The organism is Haloparvum alkalitolerans (assembly GCF_050122995.1).
Lineage (GTDB): Archaea > Halobacteriota > Halobacteria > Halobacteriales > Haloferacaceae > Haloparvum > Haloparvum alkalitolerans.
On the sequence record NZ_JBNLIA010000002.1, the window covers coordinates 15,587 to 33,182 of the forward strand.

At 69.6% G+C, this 17,596-nt stretch carries 16 protein-coding genes; 7 read left to right on the top strand and 9 right to left on the bottom strand.

Annotated elements, in window-relative coordinates; all coding sequences use genetic code 11:
* Positions 1–89: 89 nt before the first annotated feature.
* Positions 90–803: a uracil-DNA glycosylase family protein gene (locus ACQE3L_RS01975; protein ID WP_058365325.1), complete on the top strand. Its 714-nt coding sequence runs from the start codon at positions 90–92 to the stop codon at positions 801–803.
* Positions 804–1,091: 288 nt separating this feature from the next.
* On the opposite strand, the gene ACQE3L_RS01980 is transcribed toward ACQE3L_RS01975, so the two are convergent.
* The 4 genes from ACQE3L_RS01980 to ACQE3L_RS01995 all read right to left on the bottom strand — a co-directional run bounded on the left by ACQE3L_RS01980 (position 1,092) and on the right by ACQE3L_RS01995 (position 4,918).
* Positions 1,092–2,225 (bottom strand): DnaJ domain-containing protein, encoded by a 1,134-nt coding sequence (locus ACQE3L_RS01980; protein WP_426962121.1) that lies wholly within the window; start codon positions 2,223–2,225, stop codon positions 1,092–1,094.
* An 81-nt stretch (positions 2,226–2,306) separates the two neighbouring features.
* On the bottom strand, positions 2,307–3,509 hold the full coding sequence (locus ACQE3L_RS01985; protein ID WP_426962122.1) for an asparagine synthase C-terminal domain-containing protein: 1,203 nt from the start codon (positions 3,507–3,509) through the stop codon (positions 2,307–2,309).
* On the bottom strand, positions 3,506–4,189 hold the full coding sequence (locus ACQE3L_RS01990) for a PHP domain-containing protein (protein WP_426962123.1): 684 nt from the start codon (positions 4,187–4,189) through the stop codon (positions 3,506–3,508). Before ACQE3L_RS01990 ends, ACQE3L_RS01985 begins: the two co-directional genes overlap by 4 nt.
* A 57-nt stretch (positions 4,190–4,246) precedes the next feature.
* Complete coding sequence (locus ACQE3L_RS01995; protein WP_426962124.1) at positions 4,247–4,918, bottom strand: helix-turn-helix domain-containing protein; 672 nt, start codon at positions 4,916–4,918, stop codon at positions 4,247–4,249.
* Between the two features lie 96 nt (positions 4,919–5,014).
* Here ACQE3L_RS01995 and ACQE3L_RS02000 point away from each other — a divergent pair, with 96 nt between their 5' ends.
* The 4 genes from ACQE3L_RS02000 to ACQE3L_RS02015 all read left to right on the top strand — a co-directional run bounded on the left by ACQE3L_RS02000 (position 5,015) and on the right by ACQE3L_RS02015 (position 11,793).
* A complete protein-coding gene (locus ACQE3L_RS02000) occupies positions 5,015–6,799 on the top strand; it encodes an NADH-quinone oxidoreductase subunit D (protein ID WP_426962125.1) in 1,785 nt (594 codons plus the stop codon).
* A gap of 60 nt (positions 6,800–6,859) precedes the next feature.
* Positions 6,860–8,263, top strand: coding sequence for a glycerate kinase type-2 family protein (locus ACQE3L_RS02005; RefSeq protein ID WP_426962406.1), 1,404 nt, complete (start codon positions 6,860–6,862; stop codon positions 8,261–8,263).
* Positions 8,264–8,319: 56 nt separating this feature from the next.
* The gene (purL, locus tag ACQE3L_RS02010) at positions 8,320–10,548 is read left to right on the top strand and encodes a phosphoribosylformylglycinamidine synthase subunit PurL (RefSeq protein ID WP_426962126.1); all 2,229 of its coding nucleotides are present in this window, start codon (positions 8,320–8,322) and stop codon (positions 10,546–10,548) included.
* A gap of 105 nt (positions 10,549–10,653) precedes the next feature.
* Positions 10,654–11,793 (top strand): ABC transporter ATP-binding protein, encoded by a 1,140-nt coding sequence (locus tag ACQE3L_RS02015; protein WP_426962127.1) that lies wholly within the window; start codon positions 10,654–10,656, stop codon positions 11,791–11,793.
* A gap of 66 nt (positions 11,794–11,859) precedes the next feature.
* On the opposite strand, the gene ACQE3L_RS02020 is transcribed toward ACQE3L_RS02015, so the two are convergent.
* Positions 11,860–12,462 carry an LURP-one-related family protein gene (locus ACQE3L_RS02020; RefSeq protein ID WP_426962128.1) on the bottom strand — a complete coding sequence of 201 codons (603 nt, stop codon included), beginning with the start codon at positions 12,460–12,462 and terminating at the stop codon, positions 11,860–11,862.
* Between the two features lie 341 nt (positions 12,463–12,803).
* Here ACQE3L_RS02020 and ACQE3L_RS02025 point away from each other — a divergent pair, with 341 nt between their 5' ends.
* Positions 12,804–13,067, top strand: coding sequence for an AbrB/MazE/SpoVT family DNA-binding domain-containing protein (locus ACQE3L_RS02025; RefSeq protein WP_426962129.1), 264 nt, complete (start codon positions 12,804–12,806; stop codon positions 13,065–13,067).
* A 202-nt stretch (positions 13,068–13,269) separates the two neighbouring features.
* Here the strand turns inward: ACQE3L_RS02025 and ACQE3L_RS02030 are convergent, their stop codons facing one another.
* The 4 genes from ACQE3L_RS02030 to ACQE3L_RS02045 all read right to left on the bottom strand — a co-directional run bounded on the left by ACQE3L_RS02030 (position 13,270) and on the right by ACQE3L_RS02045 (position 16,237).
* Positions 13,270–14,466, bottom strand: coding sequence for an orc1/cdc6 family replication initiation protein (locus tag ACQE3L_RS02030; protein WP_426962130.1), 1,197 nt, complete (start codon positions 14,464–14,466; stop codon positions 13,270–13,272).
* Between the two features lie 1,056 nt (positions 14,467–15,522).
* The gene (locus tag ACQE3L_RS02035) at positions 15,523–15,729 is read right to left on the bottom strand and encodes a DUF8015 family protein (RefSeq protein ID WP_426962131.1); all 207 of its coding nucleotides are present in this window, start codon (positions 15,727–15,729) and stop codon (positions 15,523–15,525) included.
* Positions 15,730–15,734: 5 nt separating this feature from the next.
* Entirely contained in the window at positions 15,735–15,935 is a 201-nt protein-coding gene (locus tag ACQE3L_RS02040) for a hypothetical protein (protein WP_426962132.1), read from the bottom strand.
* Positions 15,936–15,967: 32 nt separating this feature from the next.
* Positions 15,968–16,237 carry a hypothetical protein gene (locus ACQE3L_RS02045; protein WP_426962133.1) on the bottom strand — a complete coding sequence of 90 codons (270 nt, stop codon included), beginning with the start codon at positions 16,235–16,237 and terminating at the stop codon, positions 15,968–15,970.
* A gap of 195 nt (positions 16,238–16,432) precedes the next feature.
* Between ACQE3L_RS02045 and ACQE3L_RS02050 the strand changes: the two genes are divergently transcribed.
* The gene (locus tag ACQE3L_RS02050; protein WP_426962134.1) at positions 16,433–17,596 is read left to right on the top strand and encodes a DegT/DnrJ/EryC1/StrS family aminotransferase; all 1,164 of its coding nucleotides are present in this window, start codon (positions 16,433–16,435) and stop codon (positions 17,594–17,596) included.

Genomic DNA, 17,596 nt, shown 5'->3' on the forward strand with positions numbered 1-17,596 from the left:
CCCCCCGATCTCGGCCGGACGCCTCCGCCCGCAACGCCGGAACGTCCGAACCGAACGCCCTATTACCGCCCCGCGACCTACCCGCGTCCGTGCGAAACGTCACCGACCGGCTGTCGAACCCCTTCGGCATGAGCCCGCCCTGCGAGCAGTTCGTCCCGGGGTACGGCGACGCCAACGCCGACTTCCACGTCGTCGGCGACCATCCCGGCGTCCACGGCGGCCTCGACCGCGGCGTCCCCTTCACCGGCGAGCCGTGGTCGGCGGCGTTCCTCGAGGCGCTCCGCGAGGGTGGCCTGCTGGCGAACACGGACCAAGACTCGGTCGCCGGGACCGAACCGACCGAGCGCGAACCGGACGCCCCGGAGCCCGCCGCGGACGGCTCGGGCGACGCGGCCCCGTTCGCGGTCGCGAAGACGTTCCTCTCGTATCGCCACATGTGTCTCCCCGAGGACGGCGACCCGACCGCGGACGCCTACGACGACATGGAGCGGTTCTTCGACGCGGAGCTCCGCGCGATCGCGGCCCACGTCCTCCTCCCGGTCGGCGCCCGGGCCACCGCGCACGTCCTCGAGACGTACACGGCGCAGGCGCACAAGACCGCGGTCGACATGGACGCGCTTCACGGCACCGAGATCCGCGGCTCCGGCTTTCTGGTCGTCCCGATAAAGGAGCCCGCCGACTGGACCGGCGACGACGCCGACCGACTCGTCGAGGGGCTGCGGACGCTCCAGCGGACCGACTACCGACGGGAGACGGACCTGGGGCGCTTCATCGCCGGGTCCGACCCGTACCTCGTGCGGTGAGGGAACGGACGCCGCGGCGTGCGCCCGTCCACTTTTCATGCTGCTGTCGGAGCGAGAGTTCGTAGATCGATCCGTCCTGACGGCACGCCATCCGTGAACCAAAAGAAACTCGCGATCGTGGTGGCCATATTTGACCCATCGTCAGCTATTTAGTTGACAACAGGCGAATAGTCGCTGACGCCCGACGGACCCCCGCACGGGCGTCGCCTGTGGACTAGTGCTCCCACAGTGGCTTGGTCAGTCGACGGCCCCTCCGGGGCCGTTTGCGGCGGGGTTTTCTGCAGGAGTTCACGACCGAAGGTAGCGGCCGATGTCCGCGAGGAACCAGACGCCGGCGACGAGCGGCGCGACCGCCAGCGCGAGCAGGTCCGCCGCGAGCGGCGCGGGGACGAACGGGCGGACCAGCGCCCAGCCGGCGGGAACGCCGACGCCGACCGGGTACAGCGTCGCGGCACCGCTCCCGAACCGCGCGACCGTTCCGCCGACGGCCGCGGGGAGCGCGACGAGGCCGACGCCGAGCGCCGCGCCGCCGAGCGACGCCGGCGTGACCGCACCCGCCGCGAGCGCCGCGGCGCCCCGGACCGCAGTCACCGGGTCCGGGAGCGGGGACGCGGCCGTCAGCGCGCCCGCGGGATCCGCGAGGACGGCGTCGAGGGCGCCGTTCGCCGCGTCCGGCGCCGTCGCAACGGCCGCCGAGAGGCCGACCGCGTAGACGACGAGCGCCGCCGCCGAGAGGGTCCAGCCGCGGCGCAGTCCCCGCTTCCGCGACGCGTGCCCGGAGCGGTCGGCGGCGGAACTCGCTCCGCGCTCGGCGGTCGACCCCGCGCGCTCCGCGGTGCCGGTCGACCCGGAGGCGTTCGTTCTCGAGGCCCCGGACCCGGTGCGGGAAGCGCCTCGCGACGATCCCTCGTTCGAGCCGGTCGACTGCGACGCCTCTCCGGTCGGCCCGGAACCGGTCGCAGTTTCGGTCGCCGACGTATCGGTCGCGGACGCACCGGTCGCGGACTCGTCGGTCGCGGAATCGCTCGCCGCTGACCCCACGTCCGAGCGCCCGGCGTCGGTCCGGCTCTCGGCCTCGTCCGCCGTCCCGTCGCGCGCGTCGGCCGTCTCGCCGCCGCCCGCTCCGTCACCGCCCGCCCCGTCACCGCCGGCGTCCGCGTCGCTCGGTCGGCTCAGCGTCGGGAGCCCGTCGAGATGCTGGCTCACGTAGTCCTGATGGCCGAGTCGGTCGTAGCGGCTCCGCTCCTTGGGGTCGGTCAGCGTCTCACGCGCGCGATTCAGCGTCGCGAACTGGTCGCGGGCCCGCGGGTCGTCGTTCACGTCCGGGTGGTAAGTGCGCGCCTTCTCGCGATAGGCGCGCTTGATCTCGGAGGTGTCCGCGTCCCGGTCCACCTCCAGCAGGTCGTAGAAGTCCGCGGGCATGCGACCGGCCGCTAGACCGTCCCTCGGTTAATAGCTACCGGCACGGAGTCGGGGAGGTGCCGCTCGCGGCCGACCGCGCCCTCAGACCTCGCCCGCCACGAGCGCGTCGACGTACTGCCCGACGTGGTCGTCCATCCGGCGCTTGAAGCCGGCCTGCCGGGCCAGCCGGTCGAGTTCGCGCGCGACGTACGTGCCGTACTGCACCGCCTTCTTGTCGGCGGTGCGGACTGACTCGGGAACCGCCCCGCGGGCGGCCCGACGGAGCGCGACCTTCCGCTCGTCTGGCGTCGCGAGCAGGTCGCCCGGCAGTTCCAGCGCCGCCGCGACCACGCGGTCGTCGAGGAACGGCGCGACCGGTTCGACGCCCGCGGCGCGCAGCGCCAGCACGTCACGCTCCAGCTGTGCCGGGAGCGTCAGCATCGTCTCGCGGCGCGCGCCGCGGACGGTGTCGGCGTCGACGCGGTGGTCCGCGGCCGGCTCGACCACCTTGCTGTAGCCGCCGAACAGCTCGTCGGCCCCCTGCCCGACGACGAGGCGCTCGAACCCGTCCGCGGCGACCGCCTCCGCGGTCAGGTACAGCGGGAGCGCGATGTTCAGGTCCATCGCGTTCGACCGGCCGGTCGCGGCGACCAGCTCGGGCACCGCGCGCTCGAGGTCGGCGTGGGTTAACTCGACGACGCGGAGCTCCCGGTCCATTTCTGCGGCCGCCTCGCGTGCGGCCGAGAGGTCGTGGCTCCCCTCAAAACCGGCGACGTAACAGGGCGCGTCCGGGACGCCGGTCGCGGCCAGCGCGGAGTCGACGCCGCCCGAGAACGCGACCGCGGTCGCGCCGGCGTCGGCGTCCCCGACCGCTTCCACGGCCGCGGTGACCGCCTCCGTCACGGCGGCCTGGGCGGGCTCCGGGTCGGCCGCCGGCGGATCAGGGAGCGTCCACGCGGTCGTCCGCTCGCCCGAGGGCGAGGCGGTCGTTCCCGCGGGGAGCGCCTCCGGGTCGGTCAGGGTGGCGGGATCGAAGCTCCACGCCTCGCCCGCGGTCGGGTCGCTCGCGCCGCGCTCGACGAAGAGCGGTTGCCGTCCCAGCACGTCGCGGACGAGTCGGGGACCGCCACTGCCCTCGCGATTCATAAATGAGGCACCGCCCGCGGCCACGCGGCCCGCGAAGCCCGCGCCGCCGGGGAAGGGGTCGCGGTCGGCCAGCGCGCGGCGTACGGTCGCGGCGTCGGCGCCGCGGAGTCGGTCGCCGGTCGCGGGGTCGGCCGCGCCGCCGGCCGCGTCACCGGTCATCGAAGCCTGCCGAGGGTGCGGATCGCGCGCCGCTTGGCGCCGCCGGCGAACTGTCGGAGCGAGACGCGCCAGGGGGTCCGGTGGCCGAGGACGCTGGTCTTTCCCGCCGCGATGGCGTCGAGGATCGCCTCGCTGGTCCGCTCGTCGGCGTCGACCTCCGTGACGGCCTGACCGACCATCTCGGAGATGTGCGCGTCGCTGCCCGCGGTCATCGGGACGCCGTGTTCGACCGCGAACGCCTCCGCCTGCCTGTTCGACCGGCCGGTGAACAGCCGGGAGTTGTACACCTCGATGGCGTCGGCGCTCGCCAGTTGCGCGTCGGAGACGTGCGGCGCGACGCCGTGGCGCGTCTTCTGGAACGGGTGGGGGACGACGGCGATCCCGCCCTGCTCGCGGATGCGGTCGAGCGTCTCGTCGAAGGGGAGCCCGGCCGGGATCAGCTCATCGATCCCGAACGCGAGGACGTGGCCCGCTGCGCTCGTCACCTCCATGCCGACGATGCCGACGAGCCCGTGGTCGGCCGCCAGCTCGGCGGCTTCCTTGCTGGCGTCGATCTCGTCGTGGTCGGTGACCGCGAGCGCGTCGAGCCCGACCGCGGCCGCCTGCTCGACGAGGAGTTCCACCGGATCGCGCCCGTCGTGGGACAGCTCGGAATGCGTGTGGAGCTCGACCGATAGCACGCCCCTGCGTTGGCGTGTGGCGTAAAAAAGCCCCGCGGTCCGGGCGGCGGTCGCCCGTCAGCCGCGCCCCACGGCGTGCGCGACGAGCCGAGACTCCGCCTTGCGGAGATGCTCGGCGACCGTCCCGGGCGCGCGGTCCAATTCGTCGGCCACGTCGGCCACGGTCGCCGCCCGTGGCTCCTCGTAATACCCGACCGCCCACGCGGTCGCGAGCGCCTCGCGCTGTCGCTCCGTGAGCCGGTCGACCGGCCGCGTGAGCGGGGCGTCCCCAGAGGTGACGCGTCTGACCTCTACGCCGACCGCGGGCGGGAGCCGGTCGACGATCCGGCTCAGGTCGTCGGTCGGTCCGACGAAGGTGATCGTCGCGGCGCGGTCGGTGCGGAAGACGACCGGTGGCACGACGACGACGGACTCGGCCGCGTGCGCGTCGACGATGTCGCGCTGGATCGGGCCGATCTCATCTTCCACGAACAGGAAGAACCCGCCGGATATCGGCCCCTCCGCCGTCGACGCGACGGAGACCGACCGCACCCCGTCAACCGCCTCGATGCGGTCGAGGTACGGCTCCCGCGGCCCGGCGACGCGGAACACCATGAGGTTGGTGCCGTCCCCCGTCTCGTTCCACTGCAGCAGGCGGGTCGGGCCGTAGCGGTCGTCCGCCGCCACGAACGCGTGCATGGGGTGGAGCGCGTGGTCGGCGAGGTCGAGTCGGAGGGTGAGCAGTCGCACGTCCGGCACGTCTTCACGGTAGTACTTGAAAGGACCTCACCTGAGAGGCAGAACGCTCCCCCGGACGGCGGCCGGAGATGCGACCACGAGACCGCCATGACGCCACCGCAGACGCACCCGAGACCGGACGTGGGGGACGGTTCGACCGACGCGAACGATGTCGCGACGGACGATGCGGGACCGGACGACGCGGGGCCCGGCGACGCGAGCCTCGCCGCGGGACGGGCGCCGACGGACGCGGCGGCCGCACTGTTGGATCCGCTCGCCATCAGCCGGGACGACCACCTGAACGCCCCCGCGTTCGTCGTCCGCGGGGACGAGGTGGCGGACGCGCTCGCGCTGCTCCGCGACCGCGCGGGGTTCGACCACTGCTCGTGTGTCACCGCCCAGCAGTACGCGTCGCGCTACGAGACGATCTACCACCTGCGGACGTACGACGACCCGACCGAGGAGGTGAGCGTGGTCGTGCCGGCCGCGACCGCGGACCCGGAGACGGAGAGCGGCGCGACGGCGTTCACCACCGCGAACTGGCACGAGCGCGAAGCGTACGACCTGCTCGGGATCCGGTACCGGGACCATCCGGACCTCCGGCGTATCCTGCTGCCGGAGACGTGGCAGGGGCATCCGCTCTCGCGGGACTACGACGGCGACCAGTCGCAGGTCGTCCCGCTCACGGAGAGCGAGCGGCTGCACGGGGACGCGCTCGACCCCGCCTCGACCGGGGGCGTCGGCTCGGACTCGACCGGAGGCGGGACGGAGACGATGATGATCAACCTCGGTCCGCACCACCCGGCGACTCACGGCGTGTTGCACCTGAAGGCGCTGCTGGACGGGGAGACGGTCGTCGACGTGGAGCCGGACATCGGCTACATCCACCGCTGCGAGGAGCAGATGGCCCAGCGCGGGACCTACCGTCGGCAGATCATGCCGTACCCGGACCGGTGGGACTGGGGCGGCGGCGGCCTCCTGAACGAGTGGGCGTACGCCCGCGCGGCCGAGGACCTCGCGGGCGTCGACGTGCCCGACTACGCGCAGGTCGTCCGGACGCTCGGCGCCGAGCTCTCCCGCGTGCTCTCGCACCTGCTCGCGGTCGGCACGTACGCGCTCGACGTGATCGGCGAGTTCACCGCCGCGTTCATGTACGCGATCCAGGAGCGCGAGCGCGTCCAGTCGCTGCTGGAGGACCTCACCGGCCAGCGCCTGATGTTCAACTACCTGCGGCTCGGGGGCGTCGTCTGGGACCTCCCGCAGCCGCGGGAGGAATGGCTGGACGACGTTCGGGAGTTCGCTGCCGAGCTCCCCGAGCGCGTCGCGGAGTTCCGGGACCTGCTGACGGGGAACGAGATCATCCAGCTCCGGACGGTCGACACCGGCGTCCTCCCCGCGGACGTAGCGCGGGACTACGGCTGCACCGGCCCGGTCGCCCGCGGTTCGGGGGTCGACTACGACCTGCGGCGCGACGACCCGTACGGCTGGTACGACGAGCTCGACTGGGGCGTGGTGACGCGGGAGGCGGGGGACAACTTCGCCCGGCTCTCGGTGCGGCTCGGCGAGCTGGAGGAGTCGGCCCGCATCCTGACCCAGTGTGCGGACCTCCTGGCCGACTGGCCGGCGGCCGACCGGACGGTCCAGAGCAACGTGCCGCGCACGCTTCGCCCGGACGCGGACGCCGAGATCTACCGGACGGTCGAGGCGGCCAAGGGGGAGCTCGGCGTGTACATCCGCTCCGACGGCACCGAGTCGCCGGCCCGGTTCAAGATCCGCGGCCCCTCCTTCTCGAACCTGCAGGCGCTCCCCGAGATGGCCCGCGGCGAGTCGGTCGCGGACCTGATCGCTACCGTCGGAAGCTTGGACACGATCATGGGCGAGGTCGACCGGTAGCGGGGCGAACCGACCACCGGCCGGTTTTTTCTCCCTCTCGCACCGATGAGCACGCGACCGATGATCGACGACCGCGACCGGTTCCCGGAGACGGCCGCCCACGACCTCGCGCTCGACTGTCTCGCCGCGGGGATCCGCGCCGCTCGGCCGGACCGCGTCGTCCCGGACCGCCTCGTGCTCGAGGGGAGCCGGCTGCTGATCGACGGCGCGGAGACGGTCGACCTCGCGGCGTTCGACCGCGTGCTGGTGCTCGGCGGCGGCAACGCGGCCTCGCAGGTCGCGCGCGAACTGGAGCGGCTGCTTGGCGACCGGGTCGACGGCGGCGTCGTGGTGACGGACGACGCCGTCGACTGCGAGCGCGTCCGGGTGCTTCCCGGCGACCATCCGACGCCGAGCGAGCGCGGCGTCGAGAGCGCCCGCGAGGTGCTTTCCGCGGCCGCGTCCGCCGACGCAGACACGCTCGTGTTGGGGGTCATCACCGGCGGCGGCAGCGCGCTCATGCCCGCGCCCGCGGAGGGGGTCGCGGGCGTCGCGGGCGTCACGCTCGCGGACCTCCGCGAGACCACGGCGTCGCTGCTGGCGAGCGGCGCCGCGATCGGGGAGATAAATGCGGTCCGGAAGCACCTCTCGGACCTGAAGGGCGGCCGGTTGGCCGCGGCCGCCGCGCCCGCAACGGTCCGGTGTCTGGTGCTCTCCGACGTGGTCGGCGACGACCTTTCGACGATCGCCAGCGGGCCGTTCGTCCCCGACGAGACGACCTTTTCGGACGCGCTCTCCGTGCTGGACCGGTACGACCTTTCTGTACCAAATGCGGTCCGAGAGCGGTTGGAGCGCGGCGCGGCCGGGGAAATTTCTGAAACCCCCTCTGCCGGCGATCCGGCGTTCGACCGCGTGCGCACGCACGTCCTCGCGAACGGGCTGACGGCCATGCGGGCCGCGGCTGGGGTCGCGCGGGAGGCCGGCCACGAACCCCTGCTGGTCTCCTCGCGGATCCGCGGGGAGTCCCGGGACGCCGCCGTCACCGCCGCGGCGATGGCCGAGGAGGCGCTCGCGACCGGGAACCCCGTCGCGCCGCCCGCGGTGTTCCTGTCCGGCGGCGAGACGACGGTGACGGTGGAGGGCGACGGCACGGGCGGGCCGAATCAGGAGTTCGCGCTGGCGGCCGCGTTGGAACTCGACGTGGAGCCGGTCGACCGCGATCGGGTCGTCGTGGGCGCTGTCGACACCGACGGGGTCGACGGCGCGACCGACGCGGCCGGGGCGGTGCTCGGGCCGGATGCGGTCGCGGACGCCGAGAGGCGGGCCGCGGGCCGGGCCGCGCTCGCGGACAACGACGCGTATCCCGTGCTCGACGCGGTCGGTGCGCTGATCGAGACCGGGCCGACGGGGACGAACGTCAACGACCTGCGCGTGGTCGTGGTGACGGAGGCCGGCGCAGCGGGAGCCGACCGAAGCCGGAAGTAACGCACGAACGTGCACATAGAAAAGCATTAGACGCCCGGAAGTAGACACGCAAGTGAATGAGCCTGTCCGAGGCGGACCACGAACTCGTCGTCGCGGAGCTCGGTCGGGAGCCCACGCCGGCGGAGAGCGTCCTGTTCGAGAACCTCTGGAGCGAGCACTGCGCGTACCGCTCCTCGCGCCCGCTCCTCGGGGCGTTCGACAGCGAGGGAGATCAGGTCGTCGTCGGGCCGGGCGACGACGCCGCGGTGCTGGCGCTGCCGGACCCCGACGCCGCCGACACGCCCGCGAGCGAGCGCGAGGCCGACGACTACGGCGACACCTACGTCACGTTCGGCGTCGAGAGCCACAACCACCCCTCCTACGTCGACCCCGTGGACGGCGCGGCGACGGGCGTGGGCGGCATCGTCCGCGACACGATGAGCATGGGCGCGTATCCGGTCGCCCTGCTCGACTCGCTGTACTTCGGCGACTTCGACCGCGAGCACTCCCGCTACCTGTTCGAGGGCGTCGTCGACGGCATCTCCCACTACGGCAACTGCATCGGCGTCCCCACCGTCGGGGGGAGCGTGGCGTTCCACGACGGCTACGAGGGCAACCCCCTCGTCAACGTGGCCTGCGTCGGCCTGACGAACGAGGACCGGCTCGTCACCGCCGAGGCGACCGAACCGGGCAACAAGCTGGTGCTCGTGGGCAACGCGACCGGGCGCGACGGGCTCGGCGGCGCCTCCTTCGCCTCGGAGGACCTGGGCGAGGACGCCGAGACCGAGGACCGCCCCGCGGTGCAGGTGGGCGACCCCTACGCGGAGAAGCGGCTGATCGAGTGCAACGAGGCGCTGGTCGACGAGGACCTGGTGCTCGCCGCACGGGACCTCGGCGCGGCGGGCCTCGGGGGCGCCTCCTCCGAGCTGGTCGCGAAGGGCGGGCTCGGCGCCCGCATCGACCTCGGGCGAGTCCACCAGCGCGAGCCGAACATGAGCGCGCTGGAGATCCTGCTCGCGGAGTCGCAAGAGCGGATGTGCTACGAGGTGGCGCCGACGGACGTGGCGCGCGTCGAGGAGCTCGCCGACCGGTTCGACCTCGGCTGCTCGGTCATCGGCGAGGTGACCGCGGGCAACTACGTCTGCGAGTTCGAGGGCGAGACGGTCGTCGACGTGGACGCGGACTTCCTCGCGGAGGGCGCGCCGATGAACGACCTCGACAGCGAGGAACCGACCCAGCCGGAGCGCGACCTGCCGACGGGCGACCTCGCGGACGCCTTCGAGGCGGTCGTCTCGGCGCCCTCGACCGCGAGCAAGCGCTGGGTCTACCGGCAGTACGACCACGAGGTCGGAACGCGGACCGCGCGCAAGCCCGGCGACGACGCCGCGATCATGGCGATCCGGGAGGCCGCGGAGGGCGAAGCCCTCGACGGGACTGAGGGTGGCGCGTCCGGTGACGCCTCCGGGACGGGCGTCGGCCTCGCGCTCTCGTCGGGCGCGAACCCGAACTGGACCGAGGTGGCCCCCTACGACGGCGCTCGCGCGGTGGCGCTGGAGAACGCGACCAACCTCGCGGCGAAGGGGGCGACCCCGCTGGCCGCGGTCGACTGTCTGAACGGCGGCAATCCGGAGAAGCCCGACGTGTACGGCGGCTTCGAGGGGATCGTCGACGGGCTCGCGGACATGTGTTCGGCGCTCTCGACGCCGGTCGTCGGCGGGAACGTCTCGCTGTACAACGACAGCGTCGCCGGGCCGATCCCGCCGACGCCGACGCTCGCGCTGATCGGCACGAAGCGGGGCTACGACGCGCCGCCCGCGGCGCTTTCGGCCGACGCGGCCGACGAGTCGGCCCTCCTCCTCGTGGGCGCGGGCGGCGACGCGCTGGGCGGCTCCGAGTACCTCGCGCGGGTCGGCGGGAGCGACCGGTTCCCGACGCTGCCGGAGGCGCCCGGGGACCTCGTCGCGACGCTCGCCGCGATCGCACGCCACGACGCGACGCTCGCGACCCACGACGTGAGCGACGGCGGGCTCGCGGTCGCGCTCGCGGAGCTCGTCACCGCGGAGGCCGGCGCGGACGTGGCCCTCCCGGACCGCGTCGCGGCGTTCGACGAGACGCCCGGCCGGCTGGTCGTCCAGACGACCGATCCCGAAGCGGTCGCGGAGCTGGCCGGCGACGTGCCCGTGTTCCGGCTCGGCGACGTGACGACGGACGGGACGCTCGACCTGTCCATCGAGGGGACCGCGGTCGAGGCCACCGCCGACGAGATCCGCGAGCTCCGGAACGTCATCCAGCGCGAACTGGCCTGAGGCGGGCGCCGTTTTCGAGCTCCGTCGCCGGAGCCGGGGGCTGCGAGCGATATGCTTTTAGGGATTCCTAAACTATCGGTGGGCAACCAGAGCGGTCTCCCAATCATGTCCACACCGAAGTCACTCGTCCGGGATACTGCCGCGGCCGAGGAGCGCGTCGACGCGGCCGCCGAAGCGGTCGCGGAGGAGTCGGTGCTCGCGCTCGACGACGTCGGCAAGTCGTTCGGCGAGGAGACCGCGGTCGACGGCGTCTCGCTGTCGGTCCGTCGGGGCGAGCTGTTGACGCTGCTCGGCCCGTCGGGCTGCGGGAAGACGACGACGCTGCGGATGATCGCCGGGCTCGAGGCGCCGAGCGCGGGCTCGATCACCATCGCGGACGAGGAGGTAGCCGGGACCGGGGATCGGTTCGTGAAGCCGGAGGAGCGCGACGTGGGCATCGTGTTTCAGGACTTCGCGCTGTTCCCGCACCTCACCGTTCGCGAGAACATCGCGTTCGGCCTGCAGGACGCGGACGCCGATGCGACCGCCGAGCGCGTCGACGACCTGCTGGAGCTCGTGAACATGCCCGACCACGGCGAGAAGACGCCGGACCAGCTCTCGGGCGGCCAGAAGCAGCGCGTCGCGCTCGCGCGGTCGCTCGCGCCCGAGCCGGACGTGCTCCTGCTCGACGAGCCCTTCTCGAACCTCGACGTGCGCCTCCGCGTGGAGATGCGCGAGGAGGTGCGCCGCATCCTGAAGGCCGCGGGCGTGACGGCTGTCTCGGTCACCCACGACCAGGAGGAGGCGCTCTCCATCTCCGACCGCGTCGCCGTGATGAACGACGGGAAACTGGAGCAGGTCGGCAAGCCCGAGGCCGTCTTCCAGCAGCCGGAGTCGAAGTTCGTCGCCTCCTTCCTCGGCCGGGCCGCCTTCCTGAAGGGCCACCTCAGCGAGGGGAAGGTCGACACCGGCGTCGGCCGGTTCAACGCCGCCACGCTGGAGGGGTACGACACCGTCTACGACGGCGCGCCCGTCGACGTGCTCGTGCGCCCGGACGACCTCCGTGCGACGCCCGCGTCCGGCTCGAACGCCGACGGCACCGTCGTCTCGCGGCAGTACGTCGGGCCCTCCTTCATCTACCGCGTCGAGCTCGACTCCGGCGAGGCGGTCCACTGCCTCCACAACCACGTCGAGGAGTTCGACCTCGACCAGTCGGTCGCGGTCGACTTGGTCGCCGACCACCCGCTGGCGTGGTACCCGCGATAGGGCCGAGAGGCGCGGGAGGAACCGGCGTCGGATCCGGCAGGAGGGCCTCCCCGGCCCGCGGTCGGCTCACTTGTTCTCGAGCGCGTCGAGGATGCACGCGGCCGCGACGACCGCCTCCTTCGGAACGGTGCTGGCGTCGTCGATGGTAACCGTGTAGGTGTCCCGCAGTGAGAATTTCCCCTCGATGTCGCCGACGTGCGTCCCGTCGGGGTCGACGATCTCGTACTTGTTCGGGACCAGGTTCGCGGCGGAGAAGAGATGTCGAAGCGCGGAGAGCAGCTTGTGCTTCGACCGGATGGTCGCCAACGACTCCCCCGACTCGGGGTCACGAATCGTCCAGTTCTCGACGAACAACGAGTAGTCCTCGTCCAGGACGACGACCTCCTCCCCGGTCCCGGCGTCGATGATCGCGTAGTTGCCCGCGACGTCCATGATCCCGCCGGCCTTCACGGTGAACGCGTCCGCGTCCTCGCCGGTGACGAACGGGAACTCCTCCTTCAGCTTGAACAGCTTCTGCTTCCCGCGGAGGACGACGGCGCCGGCGCTGTCGCGCACCACGTACTTGTTCCGGATCGCCGACTGCTTCACCTCGTAGCGGTCGTCGTCGAGATCGACCGTGGAGATGTCGTAGGAGGCCGACGGTGCGTCGGACGGGGAGGAGTCACTCATGGATTGGCAGTCAATCTTGCTGGAAAAAGAACTTCCGTTCAAGTCACGTCCGATCTGAGCGATTCTCGGTCCACATGCCTCCTCGCGGTCGTCGTCTGGAACGCGGAGGTGGACACCGGACTCCGTCCTTGATTCATGGGAAACACGTGTCCGTCTTCTCGGTATGGGGATGGGTGGAGTCCCGACGATGGGTCTTCATCTCCCGTGAGACTCCACCGAAGCGCAGGAACGAATTTCTGATTTTGAAAGCGGGGGAGCTTCGTTCTCTCGATAGCGACCGGACCCAGATATGCATCGAGACTTATCATGATCGAGTGAAGTTGATCCAGTCGGGGAGTACGATGAGTGACCCAACCGAACATGGTGGTGAGGAATACGGCCAAGTAGAGATAACCGACCGCGGGCGGCTCACCATCCCGAAATCCCTTCGTGACGACCTCAAGATCGAGGGTGGGACGACGTTCACCGTAGTCCGGCAGAACAACACCATCCTGCTGGTCCGGCAGCTGCCGGAGCTCGAAACGGTGTCGACGGGTCGCGACCGGGACGAGTGGGACGAGGAAGCGTTCCGGGACGCGGGCCGAGCGACGTTCGGAGAGCGCTAACTGCGTGCCCTTCCGGAATGCCTCCGACGGGTCTCGCCGTGTGTGCGATGGCGCAGACACCCCTCGTTTCGTCTGTTCTCCGATTCGGAGGGGGCGGCAGAGACCGAGGGAACTGGAGATGAAGAACGGTGAGTACGGACCGGAAGCGCCGGCCGCGAAGGGGGACGGATGAGGATCGTGACGCCGAGAACGGAGGTTGGTCTTAGACTGCGGTCTCGATCGACTCCCGCGTGTCGAGGACGAGCTCCGGATCGAGGGCGAGTTCGTACTGATAGTGCGCCCCGCCCGCGCGCCCTTCGTTGCGCTCGGTCCGTTCCAGAAAGCCGAGCATCGTGAGGTCCGCGAGGTGATTCTGCACGCTCTTCAAGGTCGTGAGCGGGTCGTAGTCCCAGTGGGTGGCCGTCTGCTCGTAGGTCGACTGTACCTCCTTCGAGCGAACGGGGACCGAGCCGTTCGTCTCGAGCCGAGCGATCGCCTCGAGGATGAGTTGGCCGTGCATCGTCTGGTCACGGAGTTTGTCCTCGACACGTCCACGTCGAACACGTTCCGCGGCAGCGACGATGTGCTCGTCAGTGACCTGTTCGGCCCCCTGCTCTTCGGCGACATCACCACCCTCCCGAAGGAGGTCGATCGCCTGTCGGGCGCTTCCCGTGTCCTTCGCAGCGCGGGCGGCCGCGAGCTTGATCGCGGAGTCCTGACAGACGTCGGGGAGAAACGCCTTCTCGGCTCGTGCGGCGAGGATCGTCTGCAGTTCGCTCGCGTCGTACGGCGAAAACGCGAGCTCCTTCTCCATCAGGGTGTCCTTGACCTTGGGGCTAAGCGACGACCGGAACGTGTAGTTGTTGCTGATCCCGATCACGCCGACGCGGGCGTCCTCGAGATGGCCGTTGGCCCGCGCGCGGGGGAGTTCGTACAGCAGCGAGTTCGGGTCCGACAGGTGGTCGATCTCGTCAAGGACGAACAGGAAGGTGCCGCCGCGGTCCTCCATCTCCTCGTAGAGGGTTTCGAGCGCCCGCGACGTCGAGAGTCCGGTTTCGGGGAACGGGTCGCGGTCGTCACCACGAATGCTGTTGATCAGCGACCGGACCGCCTGGTAGACGCTGTCGTCGTTGCAGTTCCGAAAGTGGACGTGCAGCTCGTCGGCGTCGTCCCGACGGTGGACCTCCGCTTCGAGCGCTTCCATCATCGATTCGGTGACGGCCGTCTTGCCGACACCGGTCTTCCCGTAGAGAAAGATGTTCGGCGGATTCCGGCCGAACAACACGTCCTTGAGCGCCGTTCGATAGGCGTCGATCTCCGTATCGCGCTCCAGAATGTCGTCCGGCCGGTACTCCTCCGAGAGGATCGACTTGTCCTCGAAGAGCGTATCCGTCATCTCGGTGAACAGATCCTCGGGCATCTTCAGTGAACACGAGATTCATCGGAATGACCATAAGTGTTGGTGTTTATCTGTTTCTTGTGTTTCGTCTGTAGCTTCGAGGGTACCTGATCGACTCCCTGCAGCGAAACGACCGCAAACAACAGACGAAACGAGGGGTGTCCGAAATTCAGGTCGTGCCACGGTTTCGGGTTTCGACTCGAAACTCGACAGGGGCGTAGCCGGTCGTGAACGGAGAGCAGCAGACGCAATCGCGAGCGGAACAGACGAAACGAGGGGTGTGTCCCCGCTCGAAGAGCCCCTGCCTGCGCAACGAAGAACAGACGAAACAAGGGGTGTCCCACTGGCGAGCTCGGCCCCGGTGCCCCGACGATCGGCCATCCGCGATCTCCCTCGAGTTCACGGGAAACGCAGTGTCTCAGCTACTGGCGTTGTGAGTGGACTTCGGGTCATAGCCGCGTCTCGGACCCGCAAGGTGCATCGTCGTCCCCCGGCTCTGGACGGGTATGACTGCGGCGACCCGTGACGGGGACACTCGCGGCCGCGTGATGAGGACCGCGGATGGCGGCCATTCGCCCGGCTGCGTGCCGAAAACGGGCGACCGCGGTCGGCCTGCCACGACCGAAACGCTTGGACACTCGCGGTCGAACTCCTCATAATCGGCTGCCGTCCCGTGATTCGCTGTTCGATCGCGGTCGTCCCCGCGCGGGCCGCGACCACGGGGAGCGCCTCGTTGAGAGAGGACGGCCCGGAGAACTTCTCACGACCGCGATTTCGGCAGGCCGTTCGCGTGCGACGCTCGCGAAGCCGGCTCCGCGGCGACGGTCATACTCGACCGCGACCGGCCTGCTGCCGGGTTCTTGCGGTCGGAAACCCCGAGTATGACGATTCGGTCCGGCTTCGACGGCGGCGCGAAGAGCGAGCCGCGGGCCGGTCGCTCGTCGACGGCGCGATCCCCGGGACGGAGTCCGGATCGCTCGGAGGCGGGGGTCCGTCGGGGACCGTCTCGGTCGTTGGAGCGGCCGTCCGCGGACGGCACCGACCCCAGGCTGGTTCATACCCGGGCTCGCGGCCGGCTCACTCCGCGCCCGGCGGGTGGAGAAGGCAGGCGTCCGCGACCACCGGCCAGCACGCGGCCGCCCCGACCGCGACCGCGGCGACGCGCGTCCCGAACGCGGCCGCGCCCGCGAGATACCCCGCAGCGAAGAGCAAGGGCAGACAGCAGAGCACCAGGTCCGCCCGCGAGAGCGTGTCGAAGACGGTCGCGGCGTCGAGCGTACGCATCGGCGCTACTCCATGTAGCCCAGATCCTGCAGTTTCTGCGCGATCTGGCGCGCTTCCGTCTCGGAGATCTCGTCGTCCGACTCCATCTCGCGAACGACCACGTGCTTGACGAACTCCTTCACCGACCCGAACGGCTCGTCCTCGATGTACGCCTCCACGTCCGCGACGAACTCCTTCCGCAGCGAAATGGTCGTGTAGTCGGTCATTGGACACGGGTTGTGGCTGGAGGTACTAGTAATTAATTAGATGTAATTAGTCGCAAAGCGGCCGCGTGACCCGGCCGCGGAGTTCTTACGATGAAAATCTTCGCGAGCTCCTTCAGAGGGCCGAGGTCGACGCCGGAGCGGTCCTCGAGGCTCAGGACTAGCATGACCTCCTTCCCCTCCTCGACGCCGCCGAAGCGGAGGATGATGACCCCGCAGGCGATCAGGAAGAGCGCGAACATGACCACGAGCAGGGGGATGGTGACGGTGAAGAACGTCCGCGTGATCCAGAAGGTGCCATTCATCTGGGAACATCGTGTCGAAGATATGTATCTTTTAAGATTTGTGAGAAGAGAGTAACTCTCTCCCACGCAGCAGTCTCGACGCTTATTCACCGGCCGCTATCCCTATAAATAAGACCCCGAGACTATTTTTCCCGAAATCGAGCCATCCCCGGCGCGTACCGTGGTATTAATTAGTTCCCATCTGTACGGCAAAGTATGGGTCGTAAGGTAAGCGTCGCTGAACCAATTCTCGGCGATGCTGAGCGTGAAAATATTGCTGAGGTACTTGAAAGCGGACGATTCGTTCAAGGACCCTTTGTCGAACAGTTCGAGGCAAAGTGGGCCGATTACGTCGGAGTAAACCACGCCGTGGCCGTTACCAATGGGACCGTAGCCATCCAGTTGGCACTCAACGCGCTCGGAGTTGAACCCGGTGACGAGGTCGTTGTACCGAGTCTCACGTTCGGATCGACCGCAACCGCCGTCGTTCACCAAGGCGGTGTCCCAGTTTTCGGGGACATTGACCGAGAGTTGTATACTCTCGATCACCGTGATCTCGAACGCTGTGTCTCCGACCGGACCGCCGCCATTATGCCGGTCCACCTCTACGGGCAGCCAGCAGCGATGGACGAGATACGGGAGTTCGCCGACAGTCGTGACATCGCCGTGGTCGAGGACGCTGCACAGGCACACGGGGCTAAGTACAAAGGTGAGCGCGTCGGCTCTATCGGCGATGTCGGCTGTTTCTCCTTCTACGCGACCAAAAACATCACGTCTGGGGAAGGGGGAATGGTTACGACCGATGACGATGAACTCGCTGCAGAGATTCGAAGCCTCAGAAATCACGGCCTCGTCGACCGCGACACCCACGAGAAAGTTGGCTACAACTATCGAATGAGCGAACTTCACGCCGCCGTAGGAGCGAAGCAAGTCGAGCGACTCTCTGACTTCAACGCGAAGCGCCGGCGTATCTCAGAGCAGTTGGCTGACGAACTCAGCGATCTCGACTGGCTCGAACCAGTCACCGTCCCGGACCACGTCGAACACGCGTACTTCTGGGCGCCGTTCGAAGTCCAAACCGATGTCATCGGCCTGTCGGGCAAGGAAGTCTGGCGACGCCTCAAGGAGCAAGGTGTCGAGACCCGCCATCGCTACGACAGACCGCTGTACGAACAGCCGGCATTCGTCGAACACGAGGGATTCAACAGCGAGTTCCCTTGGAGCGAGAACGACGCCGACCACGACTACAGTTCGATGTCGCTCCCGAACGTCGAGGACGTCGTCGGGAAGATGCTCGGACTGCCGAACCACCCCGGGCTAGAGGAGGAGGATATCGACTACGTCATCGAGACGGTTCGAGAGTTCGATCCGAAGGCGTAA